This is a genomic window from Mesorhizobium sp. M1169 (assembly GCF_040318345.1).
Classification (GTDB): Bacteria; Pseudomonadota; Alphaproteobacteria; order Rhizobiales; family Rhizobiaceae; genus Mesorhizobium.
Window position 1 is genome coordinate 212,408 of record NZ_JAMYME010000006.1, and the last position, 16,913, is coordinate 229,320.

15 protein-coding genes and 1 tRNA gene are annotated in these 16,913 nt (G+C 62.3%); 7 read left to right on the top strand and 9 right to left on the bottom strand.

Translation table 11 applies throughout. The features are described from left to right. Positions 1-149 precede the first annotated feature (149 nt). A complete protein-coding gene (gene msrB / locus NKH41_RS09200; protein ID WP_023677487.1) occupies positions 150-650 on the top strand; it encodes a peptide-methionine (R)-S-oxide reductase MsrB in 501 nt (166 codons plus the stop codon). A 126-nt stretch (positions 651-776) separates the two neighbouring features. Here msrB and NKH41_RS09205 read toward each other — a convergent pair whose 3' ends face one another. Continuing rightward, positions 777-2,330 carry a DHA2 family efflux MFS transporter permease subunit gene (locus NKH41_RS09205; protein ID WP_245274730.1) on the bottom strand — a complete coding sequence of 518 codons (1,554 nt, stop codon included), beginning with the start codon at positions 2,328-2,330 and terminating at the stop codon, positions 777-779. Between the two features lie 67 nt (positions 2,331-2,397). Next, the gene (locus NKH41_RS09210; protein WP_352769635.1) at positions 2,398-3,576 is read right to left on the bottom strand and encodes an HlyD family secretion protein; all 1,179 of its coding nucleotides are present in this window, start codon (positions 3,574-3,576) and stop codon (positions 2,398-2,400) included. 143 nt (positions 3,577-3,719) lie between these two features. Between NKH41_RS09210 and NKH41_RS09215 the strand changes: the two genes are divergently transcribed. Beyond that, positions 3,720-4,469, top strand: coding sequence for a TetR/AcrR family transcriptional regulator (locus tag NKH41_RS09215; protein ID WP_352539958.1), 750 nt, complete (start codon positions 3,720-3,722; stop codon positions 4,467-4,469). Positions 4,470-4,490: 21 nt separating this feature from the next. On the opposite strand, the gene yihA is transcribed toward NKH41_RS09215, so the two are convergent. The 5 genes from yihA to rpmH all read right to left on the bottom strand — a co-directional run bounded on the left by yihA (position 4,491) and on the right by rpmH (position 8,278). Continuing rightward, positions 4,491-5,150: a ribosome biogenesis GTP-binding protein YihA/YsxC gene (yihA, locus tag NKH41_RS09220; protein WP_352472343.1), complete on the bottom strand. Its 660-nt coding sequence runs from the start codon at positions 5,148-5,150 to the stop codon at positions 4,491-4,493. Next, positions 5,147-5,785, bottom strand: coding sequence for a CatB-related O-acetyltransferase (locus tag NKH41_RS09225; RefSeq protein ID WP_023677492.1), 639 nt, complete (start codon positions 5,783-5,785; stop codon positions 5,147-5,149). The genes yihA and NKH41_RS09225 overlap by 4 nt, the downstream gene beginning before the upstream one ends. A gap of 144 nt (positions 5,786-5,929) precedes the next feature. Beyond that, a complete protein-coding gene (gene yidC, locus NKH41_RS09230; protein ID WP_352539959.1) occupies positions 5,930-7,753 on the bottom strand; it encodes a membrane protein insertase YidC in 1,824 nt (607 codons plus the stop codon). A gap of 13 nt (positions 7,754-7,766) precedes the next feature. Beyond that, the gene (gene rnpA, locus NKH41_RS09235) at positions 7,767-8,120 is read right to left on the bottom strand and encodes a ribonuclease P protein component (protein ID WP_352769640.1); all 354 of its coding nucleotides are present in this window, start codon (positions 8,118-8,120) and stop codon (positions 7,767-7,769) included. A gap of 23 nt (positions 8,121-8,143) precedes the next feature. Further along, positions 8,144-8,278 carry a 50S ribosomal protein L34 gene (gene rpmH, locus NKH41_RS09240; RefSeq protein WP_008833937.1) on the bottom strand — a complete coding sequence of 45 codons (135 nt, stop codon included), beginning with the start codon at positions 8,276-8,278 and terminating at the stop codon, positions 8,144-8,146. Between the two features lie 334 nt (positions 8,279-8,612). On the opposite strand from rpmH, the gene NKH41_RS09245 reads away from it, so the two are divergent. The 3 genes from NKH41_RS09245 to NKH41_RS09255 all read left to right on the top strand — a co-directional run bounded on the left by NKH41_RS09245 (position 8,613) and on the right by NKH41_RS09255 (position 11,464). After that, positions 8,613-10,100 (top strand): ATP-binding protein, encoded by a 1,488-nt coding sequence (locus tag NKH41_RS09245; protein WP_352769643.1) that lies wholly within the window; start codon positions 8,613-8,615, stop codon positions 10,098-10,100. Between the two features lie 324 nt (positions 10,101-10,424). After that, a tRNA-Arg gene (locus NKH41_RS09250) sits at positions 10,425-10,501 on the top strand. A 753-nt stretch (positions 10,502-11,254) separates the two neighbouring features. Beyond that, a complete protein-coding gene (locus tag NKH41_RS09255) occupies positions 11,255-11,464 on the top strand; it encodes a hypothetical protein (RefSeq protein WP_352769645.1) in 210 nt (69 codons plus the stop codon). A 46-nt stretch (positions 11,465-11,510) separates the two neighbouring features. Here NKH41_RS09255 and NKH41_RS09260 read toward each other — a convergent pair whose 3' ends face one another. Then, entirely contained in the window at positions 11,511-12,653 is a 1,143-nt protein-coding gene (locus NKH41_RS09260) for an alpha-hydroxy acid oxidase (protein WP_352769648.1), read from the bottom strand. 69 nt (positions 12,654-12,722) lie between these two features. Beyond that, positions 12,723-13,745: a LacI family DNA-binding transcriptional regulator gene (locus NKH41_RS09265; RefSeq protein WP_352769797.1), complete on the bottom strand. Its 1,023-nt coding sequence runs from the start codon at positions 13,743-13,745 to the stop codon at positions 12,723-12,725. A gap of 543 nt (positions 13,746-14,288) precedes the next feature. Between NKH41_RS09265 and NKH41_RS09270 the strand changes: the two genes are divergently transcribed. Next, on the top strand, positions 14,289-15,251 hold the full coding sequence (locus NKH41_RS09270; protein ID WP_352769650.1) for a sugar-binding protein: 963 nt from the start codon (positions 14,289-14,291) through the stop codon (positions 15,249-15,251). Between the two features lie 112 nt (positions 15,252-15,363). Next, complete coding sequence (locus NKH41_RS09275) at positions 15,364-16,908, top strand: sugar ABC transporter ATP-binding protein (protein ID WP_352769653.1); 1,545 nt, start codon at positions 15,364-15,366, stop codon at positions 16,906-16,908. Positions 16,909-16,913: the final 5 nt, after the last annotated feature.

Below are 16,913 nucleotides of genomic sequence, written 5' to 3' on the forward strand. Positions count from 1 at the left end.
TCGCTAAGGGCCTCCCTGCGCACGCTCCGCGCCGTTCACGCAAGATGTGGATAGGCGCGGAGTCCCGCTTTGAGGACAGCGATCGTCACCGGCTTTTGATTTCCGTGTGGCGGTCGAATTTGGCACAAGCAATGACAGGAGGAATGGCCATGAACCGTCGCGAGCTTCTTTTGAGTGGTGCGGCAGCCATTGGCGTTGTCGCAGGCGCCACCGCGCTGCGCATGGGCGGAGCCCAGGATGCACGCGCGGCTGAGACTTTCGAGGTTACCAAGACCGAAGCCGAGTGGCGCGCCATCCTGTCCGACGCGGCCTTCAATGTGCTGCGCAAGGAGGGCACGGAATACCCGGGCACCAGTCCGCTGCTCAACGAGCACCGCAAAGGCATCTTCGCTTGCGCCGGCTGCGGCCTGCCGGTCTATTCGTCAGAGACCAAGTTCGATTCCGGCACAGGCTGGCCGAGCTTCTGGCAGGAAATCCCGAATTCCGTCGGCAAGACCGTGGACAGGTCTTTGGGCATGACCCGCACGGAGGTCCATTGTCGCCGCTGCGGCGGCCATCTCGGCCACGTATTCGACGACGGTCCGCCGCCGACCGGGTTGCGACACTGCATCAATGGCGTTGCCTTGACCTTCAAGCCGGCGACGGCGTGAGGACGGCTGCGACCCTGACTTTGTCGGAGCGCGAGAGGACTTCGTAATGGTTGATTTTGCGCATGACCCCGAAAATCGCTTTTCGGGGTCATGCGCGAGGGCGCCAGGCGGGGGATCCAGCGCGCCTCAATGGCCTCCGCCACCGCCGCCCTGAGCGGCTGGCTTGCGGATCACCAGGGTGAATAGCCCAAGCGTCGCGAACAAAACCGTCAGCATGAAGAATACGTCCATGAACGACAGCAGCGACGCCTGCTGCTGGACCATGCCTGACAGTTTGGAGATGGCCGCCTTGGAGGCGTCGAGCCCGGCGGTCTGCTCGAAGTTGAGCGTCATGTTCTGCAGCTTCTGCTGCGCAGCGGCACTTCCCCATTGCACGTGCTCGGAGAGCCTGGCGTAGTGGAAGGCATTGCGGTCGATCAGCACGGTGTTGATGACTGCCAGGCCGACGGCGCCGCCGAGATTGCGGGTCAGGTTGAACAGGCCAGACGCATTCTTCAGCCGCTCAGGCGGCAAGGTTCCGAGCGCAATGTTGTTGATCGGCACCATGCAAAGCATCATCGAGCAGCCGCGCAGGATCTGCGGGATAAGCAGTTCATAGAAATCCCAGTCGGCGGTAAGATGGGTCATCCACCAGGTCCCCGTGGCGAAGCCGAAGAAGCCGATCATCATCATGATGCGCGGGTCCATCTTGTTCGACAGGATGCCGGAGATGGGCGCAGTGAAGAACATGGCCAGGCCGCTGACGAACAGCGCCTCGCCGATCATCATCGAATCGTAGCCGCGGATCCGCCCCAGGAACACCGGATAAAGATAGGTCAGACCGTAGAGGCCGATGCCGACGACGAAGGAGAACAACGAGCCGAAGGCAAAATTGATATTGCTGAAAGCCCTCAGATCGACAATCGGCTCCTCGGCGGTGAACACGCGCCAGAAGAACAGCACCGCGCCGAAGGTCATGATGACGGCGCAGATGAACACCGCCTGATCCTGCAGCCAGTCGTTGTTGGGACCTTCCTCCAGCACATATTCCATGCAGCCCAGGAAGGCGGCCATGCCGGCAAGCCCCCACCAGTCGAACTTGCTGAACAGCTTGAGATTGGGTTTGTCGAAGTCGATCAGCGACCAGGCGGCCGTCGTCACCAGAATGCCGGGCACGACGTTGACCAGGAACAGCCAGTGCCAGGACATGGCATGGCTGATATAGCCGCCGACGGTCGGGCCGATGGTTGGCGCCAGCGTCGCCACCAGACCGATCATCGGCGAGACGATGGCGCGACGCGACGGCGGGAAGATGGTGAAGGCGGCTGCAAAGACGCTCGGGATCATGCCGCCGCCGATGAAGCCCTGCACGGCGCGGTAGACGATCATCTGGTCGATATTGGTTGCGGTCGCCGCCAGCGCGCTGGCCGCGGTGAAACCTGCCGCCGAGATAGTGAACAGCACCCGCGTCGACAGCATCCGGCTGAGGAAGCCCGACAGCGGGATCATCACCACCTCGGCAATCAGATACGCCGTCTGCACCCACGGAATCTCGTCCGAACTGGCGCTCAGGCCCGCCTGGATCTCGGCCAGCGAGGCCGAGACGATCTGGATGTCCAGGATGGCCATGAACATGCCGAACACCATTGCCAGGAAGGCGATGACGCGGCGCGTCGAGATGTGGTCGACCGGCACCGGCATGGCTGGCGCCGGCGCCGATCCTGCAGTTAGGGTTGCGGTCGCCATGACCCTTGCTCCCGGTTCCGCTTTACTTCGATGCCGAAGGCGCGGTGCGGCTGTCGACGGCGACGACGACGCTCAGGCCGGCGCGCAGCTTGCCCGTCTTCAACACATCCGCGGGCACGTCTATGCGAACCGGAACGCGCTGCACCACCTTGGTGAAATTGCCTGTGGCGTTTTCCGGCGGCAGCAGCGAGAACACTGCTCCCGAAGCCGGGGCCAGCGACGACACGGTACCCTCGATGTCCTGACCGTCGATCGCGTCGACCGACACTCTGACCTTTTCACCAGGCACCAGCCGGGCAAGCTGGGTCTCCTTGAAGTTGGCGACGATGTAGAGCTTGTCCATTGGCACGATGACGGCGAGCTTCTGTCCGGGGCTGATCAGGTCGCCCTGCTCGACCGAGCGGTTGCCGACCACGCCGTCATAGGGTGCGCGCAGCACGGTGAAGGACAGATCCCGCACCGCCTTGTCGTGGGCAAGCTGCAGCGAGCCCAGCGTGCTTGCCGATTCCGCCCGCTGCGCCTGGAGCACGCCGATATTCGCCTGAGCCGCCGCGATCTGCGCGTCGGCGCCGGCTAGTGCGGCATTGGCTTGCTCGACCGCCGTCTGGGCATCGTCCAACTGGGCCTGGGTACCGACGCGGGTCTTGAGCAACTGGGCGGCACGAACCTGAGCTCGCTTCGCATTATCGGCCGCGGCCTGGTCGGCGGTCTTCTGCGCCTGCGCCTGCTTGAGCGAGGCGCGCGCCGCCTCGGTCTGGGCATCGATGCGGTCGAGCGTCTTGCTCAACGTGGCGATCTGCGCCTCGGCCTGAGCAACGGCTATCTTGTAGTCACCGTCATCGACGATCAGCAGCGGGTCGCCGGCCTTCACCTGCTGGTTCTCGGTCACTTTGACCTGATCGACATAACCCGAGATTTTTGGCGAGATGAACGCGGTGTCGGCCTGGACATAGGCATCGTCAGTCGTGATCATGAAGCGCCCGTTGGTCCAGTAATCATAGCCATACCAGGCGCCGGCGCCCAGCAGGGCCAGGCCGATGATGGGCAACAACATCGAGCGCATCGAGCGCTTCTTCTTGGCGGGAGCCAGCGGGGTGACGTCGGCGGGCTTGAGAGGGGTTTCCGGCGCTTCGATCGCAGGCTGGACCTTGGCACTGGGGAAGGGGCGGACTTCGGCACTGGTGGGCGCGTTCGAGGACATGATATCTCTCTAAATTAACTGGCGCTGAATTTTGTCAGACTGAACCGTTCGGTTCGATCTCGACGTTGACTTAGCGCTTAAAGAGGACCATATCAAGAGCAATCGAACCGGATGGTTCGAATTATTTTACGAGGTGTGACATTATGGCCGAAGCCCCCAAGGCCGCTCCTTTGCCTGATTCAGGCCCATTGCCCAGCGCTGGCAAGGACCAGTGCGATCTGCTGGACAGCCTGCCGCGCGGCCGCCCGGCCGCGGGTCAAGACCCGGTCAAGCGCAGCCAGATCATCGACGGTGCGCGCCGTGTCTTCATCGAAAAGGGCTTCGAAGCCGCGTCGATGAACGACATTACGCGCGAGGCCGGCGTGTCCAAGGGCACCATCTATGTCTACTTCGCCAACAAGGAAGAGCTCTTCGAAGCGCTGATCGAGGAAGAGCGCGGCACGATTTTCAAGAACATGTATGAGGTGCTCGACCAGATCGGCGACCTTCGCCAGACGCTGGTGAAGTTCGGCATCGTGCTGTCCATGAAGATCACTTCGGCGAGGGTCATCCTGGCGCAGCGGACGGTGATCGGCGCGTCGGAACGCATCCCGGAGCTTGGTGCCCGGTTCTACGAACGCGGCCCGAAGCGTGGCCATGACAGGGTCGTCGTTTTCCTCAACATGGCTATCGAACGCGGCCTGCTGAAGATCGACGACGTCGAGCTTGCCGCCTATCAGTTCACCGAGCTGTGTCTGGCCGGTCTTTTCCGCCAGTGCATTTTCGCCTATCGCACCAAGGCGCCAAGTGTGGCCGAGATCGAACACATCGTCAGGTCGGGCGTCGATGTGTTCCTGAAGGCCTACGGCACCGAACAGCTTGCAGAGCAGGAACGGGCCTCCAGCCCCGCCTGACAGGCTGCCAGGGTCGGTGGCCTATCCGCCATTGGCGGCGAGCACGATCGCCGCACGCAGTTCCTCGAGACCCTCGCTCTTTTCCGACGACGTGGCGAGCACGAAGGGGAAGGCCGCCGGTCGTTTCTTGATCTTCTGGAGCGTTTCCTCGACCAGTCGCGGTACCCCCGCCGCCTTGATCTTGTCGGTCTTGGTCAGCACGATCTGATACGACACCGCCGCCTTGTCGAGCAGCGACAGCACCTCGTCGTCCTTGGCCTTGATGCCATGGCGGGCATCGATCAGCACGTAGACGCGCTTCAGCGTCACCCGGCCCTTCAGATAGTCGAACACGAGCTTCGTCCACTCGTCGACCTTTTCCTTCGGTGCCGTGGCGTAGCCATAGCCTGGCATGTCGACCAGCGCCATCGGCGGCAGATCGGCGCCTTCTCCCGAAAATCCGCCAGGCACGAAATAGTTGAGCTCTTGCGTCCTGCCCGGTGTGTTGGAGGTGCGCGCCAGCCCCTTCTGGTTGACCAGCGCGTTGATCAGCGACGATTTGCCGACATTGGAGCGGCCGGCAAAGGCGATCTCGGGCGGTCCCTCCGGCGGCAGGAATTTCATCGCCGGCACGCCGCGGATGAAGATCCAGGCTCGCGTGAACAATTCGATGCCGATCGTGGTCTTGTTCAACGCGTTCAAACCGCCGCCTCCAGAAGAAAAATGTTGCTGCCACGAATAGCATCGAGATTGCGGCTGATCTTTTCCACTGGCCAGTGCCACCACGCCAGCGCCAGCAGCCGCCGGATGGTCCTGTCATCGAAGCGCATCTTCACCACTTTGGCCGGATTGCCGGCGACGATCGCATAGGCCGGCACATCGTGCGTCACCACCGACTTTGCCGCGACGATGGCGCCGTCGCCGATCTTCACGCCCGGCAGCATAACCGCTTCCATGCCGATCCAGACGTCGTTGCCGACGATTGTGTCGCCACGCACCTCCTTCGACCATGTCGCCGGGTCGAAGCCTTCCTCCCAGCCGTGACCAAAGATGTTGAACGGATAGGTCGAAAAGCCGGACATGGCGTGATTGGCGCCGTTCATGATGAAGCGCGCGCCTTCGGCAATGGCGCAGAACTTGCCGATGATCAGCCTGTCGCCGATGAACGGATAATGATGCAGCACGCATTTTTCGGCGAATTTGTCGGGTCCGTCAGGGTCGTCATAATAGGTGAAGTCGCCGATCTCGATATTCGGCGCCGTCACCAGCGGCTTCAGAAAGCCGACGCGCGTGTGCAACGGGATCGGATGCTTGATCGATGGATTGGGTCCGGTCATATCGAGCTCCGTCGGGCAACTGCCAGCCAGGTCAAAATAGCGCGATCCGTCCGGCAGTACCAATCGCTTAATCCAGGCGGGCAGCTTGTGCAAAAAGCCCCGGACGAACCGGGGCTTTTTGGTCTCGCATCGTCGGAGTGCCGGCTATTCCGCCGGCGACGGTTTCTTACGGAACAGCGCGACCAGATTGTCCCACAATTCGATCTTGGCGCCTTGCCGCTTCATGATCACGCCCTGCTGCAGGATCGACAGCGTGTTGTTCCAGGCCCAGTAGATGACGAGGCCGGCCGGAAAACCCGCCATCATGAAGGTGAAGATCACGGGCATCCACGTGAAGATCGCCGCCTGCGTCGGGTCCGGCGGCGTCGGGTTCATGCGCATCTGCAGGAACATCGTCACGCCCATGATCAGCGGCCAGACGCCGATCATCAGCATGTGCGGCAAGGTAACGGGGATCAGCCCGAACAGGTTGAAAATCGATGTCGGGTCCGGCGCCGCCAGATCCTGGATCCAGCCGAAGAACGGCGCGTGCCGCATCTCGATGGTGATGTAGAGCACCTTGTAGAGCGAGAAGAACACCGGGATCTGCAATGCCACCGGCCAGCAGCCGGCGAGCGGATTGATCTTCTCGGTCTTGTAGAGCTCCATCATCGCCTGCTGCTGCTTCATCTTGTCGTCCGCGTATTTCTCGCGGATCTCGAGCATCTTGGGCTGCACCTTCTTCATGTTCGCCATCGACGCATAGGACTTGTTGGCGAGCGGGAAGAACAGCGCCTTGACGATGACGGTGGTGGCAAGGATCGCCAGGCCGAAATTGCCGAAGAATTTGTAGAGCGTGTCGATCAGCCAGAACATCGGCTTGGTGATGAAATAGAACCAGCCCCAGTCGATCAGCAGGTCGAACTGGCGGATATGACGGTCCTTTTCATAGGCGTTGATCGTCGAAACTTCCTTGGCGCCGGCGAATATCTCCGATTCCACGGTCGTCGATTGCCCGGGAGCGATCGTGACCGGATCGGACAGGAAATCGGACTGGTAGCTGTGCGGATGGGGCCCGCTCTTGAACTCGAAATAAGAGAATTTGGGCTGAAATTCGCGGCCGCTCGGCGGCACCAGGGTCACCGCCCAGTATTTATCGGTGATGCCGAGCCAGCCGTCGGTCGACTTGCCTGGCTTGAATTCTCTCTCCGATTCGACCTTGGAGTATTTGTATTCTTGTAGGCCTTCGCTGCCGGTAACACCGATCAGGCCCTCGTGCAGCACATAAGTGCTGGCGATAGCCGGCTTGTCGAAACGGGTGACGCGGCCATAGTTCGACAACGTCGCGGGTGCCGAGCCCCCATTCTGGACCGTGTCGGACACGGTGAACATATATTGGCTGTCGACAGAGAAGGTGCGCTTGAAGGTCAGGCCCTTGTCATTGGTGAAGGTCAGCGTGACCGGCGTCGCTGGCGTCAGAGTCGCATTGCCGTCGGTCTGCCAGACCGTGTCAGGGCCGGGCAGCCTGCCCACATCCGGCGTGCCGGAAAAGCCGATCTCGGCGAAATAGCCGTTCGGCAGGGACGCCGGGTTGAGCAACGCGATCTCGGGCGAAGTCTTGTCGACCGTCTCCGTGTAGTGCTTGAGCCGGAGGTCGTCGAGGCGCGCACCGGTGAGGTTGATCGAGCCTTCGAGGCTCGGCGTGTCGATCTTGACGCGGCTGGTCGAGGCAATCGCCTGGTCGCGGCCGGCCGCGGTGACGGCTTCGCCGCCAGGCGCGTTCGGAATGGCGCCCGGCTGCACCGGTGTTTCGCTGGCGCCCGGGCTGGTGCCTTGGGCGGCCTTCTTCTGCTCCGCCACGCGCTGCTCTTCGATGCGGGCGGCTTCGCGCTGCATCTCGCTGCGCGGCATCACATAGAAATATTGCCAAAGCGCCAGGATCAGCACCGACAGTGCGATGGTGATGAAGAAGTTGCGGTTGTTTTCCATCGAAGCCCTTGGCCTATCGTGTTCCACGCAATCTGCGGGAGAGTTCGGCCTTCAACTGGCCGAACGGAGTGGTAAGCACGTCTTCGCGCCCGACGATGACATAATCATTGCCCGGCGCCATGTCATCCGCGGCATGCGTGCGCACGGCTTCTCTCAGCCGCCGCCGGACGCGGTTGCGAACGACGGCGTTGCCGACCTTCCTGGTGACGGTGTAGCCGACGCGCGGCGCCTCGCTGTCGCCGCGGCCCAGGACCTCGACGAGGAAAAGCCGCCCGCGGCGCTTTTCGCCGCGGCGGACAGCCAGGAATTCCGCGCGCTTCAGAAGCCGCTTGGGATGGGCACCCGTTGGCTTGCCGGTTGCGGGCAACGATCTTGTCTCTCGCTTGGTGCTCAGGCGCTGAGACGCTTGCGGCCGCGGTTGCGGCGGGCTGCGACGACGCCGCGGCCACCTTTGGTGGCCATGCGGGCGCGGAAACCGTGCCTGCGTTTGCGGACGAGTTTGGACGGCTGGTAAGTACGCTTCATTTGTTTAAATACCGCGGGGTGCGGCCCTTCTTGATTCTGTCACTTTGTAACAGGAGCTTTGCCGGGCCGGTTTTGGCGCGATCGAAACCGCGCCGGGACGAATGGCCCGAGCGTGAGCGGGCTTATAGAAAGAAGGGTTTTGGAAGTCAATCCAGCGTGTCGGGCCGGCATTGTCGGACCGGCATCGAAGTCTTGCGGCCCTTTGTCCGGCTTCGACCAAGGATGAATTTGGCAAAAAAGCCGCAATCGCCTAATCTCACCCGATCAAGCGATCGTGAAGACGAGCAGTCCCTAAGACAAGCAGCCGTGATGACAGGCAGCCGTGACGACGAGCATGAGTGAAGTCCCACCAACCGACGAAAGCATCGCCCAGGCGAAGGCCGCCACCCGCAGGGTGCCGCTGGCGCGCGGCCTGTCGACCAAGTTGCTGCTGCTCACCATCGTCTTCGTGCTCTTGGCCGAAATCCTCATCTTCGTGCCCTGGATCGCCAGCTACAGGCTGAGTTGGCTGAAGGAGAGGCTGAGCACCGCCGCCGCGGTTTCCATCGTCCTGGTGCAGGGCGAACCTGCCTCGCTGTCGCGTGCCGCCCAGAACGACGTACTGATGGCGATCGGCGCCAAGGCGATCGCCGTGCGCGACGGCGGCGTCTCGCGGCTTCTGGTCGTGGCCGAAATGCCGCCGCAGGTCGACGAGCATATCGATATCGCCAATGTCGGCATGATCAAGGGTATGACCGGCGCGCTGGACACGCTGTTTTTCGGCGGCAAGCGGATGCTGCGCGTTTTCGGGCCGGTCGGCGACAGCGACAAGGAATTCGAGCTGATCATGCCCGACCACCGCCTGCGCAATGCCATGCTGATCTATTCGCGCAACGTCGCCTTCGTCTCGCTGCTGATCTCGCTGTTCACCGCCATGCTGGTCTACGCCGCGATAGACCTGATCATGATCGGCCCGATCAGGACGATGACACGCTCGATGCTGTCCTTTTCCGAGGCGCCCGACGATCCCGGTCGGATCATTCACCCCGCCGCCCGGGCCGACGAGATCGGCGTCGCCGAACGCGAGCTGTCGCAGATGCAGGAGCGGCTGCAGAAGATGCTGACCGAGCAGAAGCATCTGGCCGATCTCGGCCTGGCCGTGTCGAAGATCAACCACGACATGCGCAACATCCTCGCCTCGGCGCAACTGATGTCGGACCGCCTGCGCCAGGTCAAGGACCCGACCGTGCAGGCCTTCGCACCAAAACTGCTGCGCGCGCTCGACCGTGCGGTGTCCTACTCGGAGGGCGTGCTGGCCTATGGCCGCACCCAGGAGCCGCCGCCGTCGCGCCGCAGGCTGCGGCTGCGCCAGCTGGTCGAGGACGTCCAGGGCCTGCTCGACATCGAATGCGGCATCGAATTCGTCAACGCCGTCGATCCGGTGCTTGAGGTCGACGCCGATTCCGACCAGCTGTTCCGCGTGCTCACCAATCTTAGCCGCAACGCCGTGCAGGCGATGGCGGCCGACACGGAGAGCGCCGTGGTGCGCCGCTTGACCATATCGGCCGAGCGCATCGGCAGCGTCAGCCGCATCGTCGTCACCGACACCGGCCCCGGCCTGCCGCCAAAGGCGCGAGAAAACCTGTTCGCGGCATTTCGCGGCTCGGCCCGCAGCGGCGGCACCGGCCTTGGCCTGGCGATCGCCCATGAATTGATCCGCGCCCATGGCGGCACGGTGGAGCTGGTCGAATCGATCGGCGGCCGCACCACATTCGCCGTCACCATTCCCGACCAGCCGGTCCGGCTCGACCAGGCCCGCAACGGTCTGCGCCGCCCGGCGTAACGAACCGTTTCGTTACGGACCGTTTCAATTCGCAAATGGTTGGTCCGAGACTACGAGCCATCGGCTCGGCCGCCGTGCAACGGCGTGTTCCGTTACGGGCCGTTCCGATTGGCAAATGACTGATCCAAGACGATGACCTATTGGCTCGGCCGCCGCGTGACGCGATCTTGCGTTCGCCGGCCGGCGCATGACGGCAAAACATGACGGCAAAACTTTTGGCCAGGATCGGCTTGCTTTTCGTAAATTCAGTCGCTAGGGAACACGTCACATCGCGGCCGGTCGCCAGGATCGGATCGCGGGGCTATGCAAAGCATGGCCTGTTGCGCGCCCGTAGCTCAGCTGGATAGAGCACCAGACTACGAATCTGGGGGTCAGGAGTTCGAATCTCTTCGGGCGCGCCATTAAACTCATGCCTACCCCGGGAACTTTGGTAACAGAATCTACTATCGGTGGCCGGAAAGTCGCGAGGGCTGAGCGCCATCCATGCCCAAAAGGGGATCGTCAGCTAATGCTGCTCAGTCGGCCTGCTTAATCTCCGGGCCCGGTTCAGTCGGCGGGCCTGGCGTGCAATCCTGGCCAGTGCATTCCTGCACGGGATCTTTCGCCGGCGGGAGACAATTTTGGCCCTCACAATGAACGGGCGGCTGCGCTGTTGCGGCTTTATTGTTCTGCGGCACAGGCCGATCCTCAGCGCGAACGGCCGGCATTCCAAGGTCGATCATGGCCGTGCACAAGAGCGCAATCCGAAGCAAATTCATTTTCGCCTCCGCAACTGACAGCGAGACGCAGAATATACCTTCGAACTGCGGCCAACATCCTGTCACCCGCGAACGGCGTTAACAGTGCGTTTCATTGCCGGTCGGAAGGGCGTTCCGATTGAGATCGAGCGTCGTCCTCTTCCTGGCAAAGTAGCGCCAGAAACGGAGCTTTCGGCCAGAGGTGACTGAAGCCAACCTTCCGATTTTCCTCTACACCTGTTCGAAGGGTTTGAGGTGCCTTAGGGCTTTCGCAAATTCGAGGTTCTTCAGTTCTTTCACGGGGGAACGTAGATGACGGCATTCAACAGCGTCCGCTTCCGGGTCAAGCAGGGTAGTGAAGACGAATTCGTTGAACTATTCGGCAGCGCTCCGCGCAATTTCGAGGGATTGTGAAAAATGGCTCTCATCAAATCGGGAGATGGCGCCTTCTTCTCGATTGGAGAGTGGGACACTTTTCAGCATATGGTCGATGCCAGGCCCAAAATGCTGGGCAATCTTGATCGGTTCCGGCATACGTTGCAGCAGCTTGAGGGCGGATATACGGATGCTGTTTCCGGCGAGGCTGTCTTCGAAACGGACGGCAGCAGCAGCGGCAGGTCGGTATAGCTTCGCACTTCGAAAAGCTTATGCCGTGCGCCACTTCCCGGCTCTATCACCTAAACCGCACATTCCCCCTGGAAAGCTCTGCCACCGACCTGCATCCCATCAGCCGCATGTCGCGTTCGATCTCCGTTCGCATCAGGCCGAGCGCCCGTTCGACGCCGGCCTGCCCGGCGGCTGCCAGCGGGAAGAGATAGTAGCGCCCGACGCCGACGGCCTTGGCGCCCAACGACAGGGCTTTCAGCACATGCGTGCCGCGCTGGACGCCGCTGTCGATGATGACGTCTATCTTGTCGCCCACCGCGTCAACGATCTCCGACAGCTGGTCGAAGGGGCTGCGCGAGCCGTCCAGCTGCCTGCCGCCATGATTTGACAGAACGATACCGGTGCAGCCGATGTCTACCGCCTTTCTGGCATCGGCGACGCTCATGATCCCCTTCAGGCAAAACTGGCCGTTCCAGAAGCGGACCATGTCTTCGACGTCCTTCCAATCCAGCCATGGATCGAGGATCTCGGTGAAATAGCGGCTGATGGAAAGCGCTCCGCCACCGAGATCGATATGGCCGTCCAACTGCGGCAGGCTGAATTTTTCGTGCGTCAAATAGTCGATAGCCCATCTCGGCTTGATCGCGAACTGCATCATGCCGCCGAGCGTAAGCCGAAAGGGGATGGAAAAGCCGGTCCGCAGGTCACGCTCGCGGTTTCCGCCGGTGACGCTGTCGACCGTCAGCATCATCACCTCGACGCCGGACGTCTTGGCGCGCTCCATCATGGCGCGGTTCAGGCCGCGATCCCTGTGAAAATAGAACTGATAGACCTGCGGCGTCCTGTGCTTGCGGACTTCCTCCAGGCTGATCGTGCCGAGCGACGAGACGCCGAACATCGTGCCGAACTTCTCCGCCGCCGCGGCGACGGCGCGCTCGCCGCTATGGTGAAACAGCCGCTGGAGAGCCGTCGGCGAACAATAGACCGGCATCGCCAGCTTCTGGCCCATGACGGTGACCGACATGTCGATCTGTCCAACGCCGGCAAGGACGTTGGGGACGAGATCGCAGTCCTCGAACGCCGCCGTGTTGCGCCGCAGCGTCGTCTCGTCGTCCGCGCCGCCATCGATATAATTGAAGATCGGACCCGGCAGGCGCTGTTTTGCCAGCCGGCGGAAGTCCTGAAAATTATAGCAGCTTTGCAATCTCATGAAATCAATCGGGTATATGCCGGGCCCGATGTCAAGCCTGTGCCATTGTCGATCGCCGGCGCTCTCGCCTCAGCCCGCCAGAGCGCCAACCGACTCCCGCTCCACCAGCGGGCATTCAAGCTTTGTGATGGGATAGCGGCCACGACCGGGAGCAGCGGGGACTTCGAGCTGCTCGATCGCCCATTGTCCCATCGCCATATGCGGCAGGATCGACGTCGTCAGCGGCGGGAACAGATGCCGCGCGATCTCCTCGTCGTCATAACCGATCACCGAAATATCCCGGGGGATGTGCAGGCCGGCCTCCTTCAGCGCCTCGTAGCAGCCGATTGCGGTGCGGTCGTTCTGGCAGAAGATCGCGGTCGGCCGGTCCTTCAGCGCCAAGAGCTTGACGGTCGCGGCATAGCCGGCGCTCGCCGACCAGTCGCCTTCGACGACCAGCGCCGGGTCGAACGGAATGTCGGCCGTCGCCAGCGCCCGGCGGTAGCCCTTCAGGCGGTCCTGCGCCGCTTGCATCCAGGGCTCGCCGGTGATGGTGGCGATACGTCTGTGCCCATGGCTGATCAGGTGCCGGGTCGAGCTCTGGCCGCCGGCGATCTCGCTCGGCACCACGGCGGGGAAGGCATAGTCGGCGGTGTAGCAGTTGAGCAGGATGACCGGAATGTCGAGGCCGTAGAGATAGTCCGGCGCGACGATCTCGCGGGTGAAAATGGTCATGTAGATCAGCGCCGAAATGCCCCGCTTGGTCAGTGCCGCGATGGCGCGGGGCTCCATCACCTCGTCGCCCATGGTCTGCGCCACCAAAAGCACATTGCCGGCGTTCCACGAGGCTTGCCGCGCCCCTTCAATGGCGACGACCGCCTCCGGGCTGGTCGCCAACTGGTCGACGGCGAAGCCGATCACGCCATCCAGCCCGTCGAATGCGGCAACCGGGGCTCGCAAGGCAGAAAACACGGGCGGCGAATAGCCCAGCGTTCGTGCGGTCTCAATCACTCGCTCTCGGGTTTGCTGCGACAGCCTGATGCCCGGCGTGTTGTTGAGCACGAACGAAACCGTCGCCTGCGAACAGCCTGCCGCCCTTGCGATGTCGGTCATGGTAACGCGGCCCTTGGGGTTTTTCCCGGACAGCTTGCGCCGCCTGGTACCCTCAAGGACGGGATCACGCAGTGGTTCGTTCATGTCATTGGTCCCGCGAATCTCGCATTTATAGGGCGAAGCGATACTAATAGATATAATCGACTCTCTTAGGCGATTTAGTCCCCGATCCAAAACGGTTGCGACTGGGGAGGCCTCTCTCGTTTGTGGCGAGAATCCCGACCAAACTAATACTCTTTACTAATATCTGGCATCCCTATAACGTCAATCCATCATGCCCGGACGACGTCAGACCGCGCATGTTCGGAACGCAAGTCAGCCTGGTATCGGACGGTTCCCGTCAGTCGAAGCTTGCCTGCCGCTCCGGGAAATGTCAGACAAATCGGACTATTTACGAACGGCGAATGAGTCTCTAAAGTCGACGATAGCGGCTGGAATGGCGTCGTTCTTCGTTGCCGGAAACCCTTGAGGAGGAGGGCGTCCAAGCCGCGCCGGCACGTTCATCATCAGCGAAAATTACTGAGTCAAAATGGGAGGTTGAATATGAAATCTGCGATACGAAATGCGTCCGTCGCCGCTGCGGCCCTGCTGCTCGGCCTTTCCGCCAGCGCAATTGCGCGGGCCGACGACAAGCCGACTCTGGCCTTCGTCGTCAACGGCGCTTCCGATTTCTGGAAGGCGGCCGAAGCCGGCGTCAAGAAGGCTCAAGGCGAACTGCCCAATTACAATCTGGAGCTCAAATATCCGGAGCAGTCCTCGGTCGCCATCCAGCAGCGCCTGATGGACGATCTGGTGACGGCCGGCGTGAAGGCGATCATGGTCTCGGCCGTCGATCCCAAGACGTCGACCGACGGGCTGAACAAGATCGCCTCGGAAACGGCGTTGTTCACCACCGACAGCGACGCACCGCAGACCAAGCGTGTCGCCTATATCGGCTCTTCCAATGTCGATGCCGGCAAGCAGGCGGCAGAGATCGCCAAGAAGGCAATGCCTGACGGCGGCAAGTGCCTCGGCTTCGTCGGCCTGCTCGGCGCCGACAATGCCAAGGAACGTATCCAGGGCATGAAGGACGGTCTCGCGGGCACCAAGATCGAATTGGTCGACGTGCGTGGCGACGACATCGATCAGGCTCGCGCCAAGAAGAACGTCGAGGACGCGCTGGTCGCCAGCCCCGACGTCACCTGCATGGTCGGCTTCTATTCCTACAACACGCCGCGCATCTATGAAGCGCTGCGCGATGCCGGCAAGCTCGGCCAGATCACCGTCGTCGGCTTCGACGACGATCCGATCACGCTGGGCGGCGTCAAGGAAGGCACCGTCGCCGCCACCGTCGTGCAGCAGCCCTTCGAATGGGCATATCAGGGCATGAAGCTGATGGCTGCCTATCTCGAGGGCGATAAGTCGGGCATTCCCGCCGATGGCCTGATCATCATCCCGACCAAGATCATCGGCAAGGACGATGTCGACGCCTACGCCGCCAGCCTCAAGGCGATGTCTGGAAACTGAGCAAATTAGGTTGCGCCGGCTCAAGGTTCGCCTTGAGCCGGCGTTCTATTGACGGGCCTCGCGAGGCCCGTCAGTCTGAGACCAAACGGCTCACCGGCTGCTGTCAGGCGTGATGAATTATTCCGACCCCTCCATCGTTGCATCCACGGCCGCTCCGTTCCTGAGCCTCGACGGTGTGCGCAAGACCTATCCCGGTGTCGTCGCGCTGGACGGATTCTCGATGGACGTAAGGCCCGGCGAGGTCATCGGCCTGGTCGGCGAAAACGGCGCCGGCAAATCGACGCTGATGAAGATTCTCGGGGGCGTGACCAGGCCGGACACCGGCACCATCACCGTCGATGGCGTCGCCCATGACGGGCTGACTGTCGAGGCAAGCATCGGCTCGGGCATCGCTTTCGTCCACCAGGAACTCAACCTGTTCGAAAACCTCGACGTGGCCGCCAATATCTTCTTTGGCCGCGAACCGCTGCGCGCCGGGCCGCTCAAGCTCGTCGACCGCGCCAGGCTGCGAGCGCAGGCGGCGCCGCTGCTCAAACGCGTCGGCGCCAATTTCTCGGCCGATACGCCGGTGTCGGCGCTGTCGCTGGCCCAGCAGCAAATGGTCGAGATCGCCAAGGCGCTGTCGATCAAGGCGCGGCTGGTCATCCTCGACGAACCGACATCGAGCCTGCCGATCGCCGAAACCGACAAGCTGCTCGGTGTCATCAAGGCGCTGAAGGCAGACGGCATCAGCGTCATTTTCATCTCGCACCGCCTGCACGAGGTCGAGCGCGTCGCCGACCGCGTCGTCGTGCTCAGGGACGGCATGCTCGCCGGAACCTTGCCGAAGAGCGCCATCAATCACGACCAGATGGTCAAGCTGATGATCGGCCGCATGCTGAAGGAGCGCGAGAAGGCCGCGGAATCGGCGCGCCCACCGGGCTCTGTCGCGCTGTCGGTCAAGGCCATTCGCACCGCTGCCTATCCCGACCGGCCCGTCGACCTCGATGTCAGGCATGGCGAGATCCTCGGCCTCGCCGGTCTCGTCGGCTCCGGCCGGACGGAGCTGGCGCGCGTCCTGTTCGGCATCGACAGAAGCTTTGGCGGCTCGTTCCAGCTTGACGGAAAAGATCTGGTTCTTGGTTCGGCCGCGGACGCAGTGGCCAACGGTATTTTCCTCGTCCCCGAGGATCGCAAGCTGACCGGCATCCTGCTCGACCTGTCGATTGCCCAGAACATTTCGCTGCCCAATCTGCCGGCGCATTCGCGGCGCTCGCTGGTCTCGGCCGGCGCGGAATCCGCCACCGCCGAGAAGCAGAAGACCGATCTCGGCATCAGGGCGCCCTCCGTCCAGACGCGCACCGGTACGCTGTCGGGCGGCAACCAGCAAAAGGTCGTGCTGGCCAAATGGCTGGCGATGAAGCCGAAGGTGATGATTCTCGACGAACCGACCCGCGGTATCGACATCGGCGCCAAGGCCGAGATCTACGGGCTGATGCGGGCGCTGGCCGATGCCGGCGTCGCCGTGCTGATGATCTCCAGCGACATGGAGGAGGTGATCGGCGTTTCCGACCGCATTGCCGTCATGCATGAAGGCCAGATCTCGGGCATTCTCGACAAGGACCGGTTCAGCCAGGAGAACGTGCTGCTGCTGGCGGTCGGCAAGCAGCCGAAGTAGTTCGC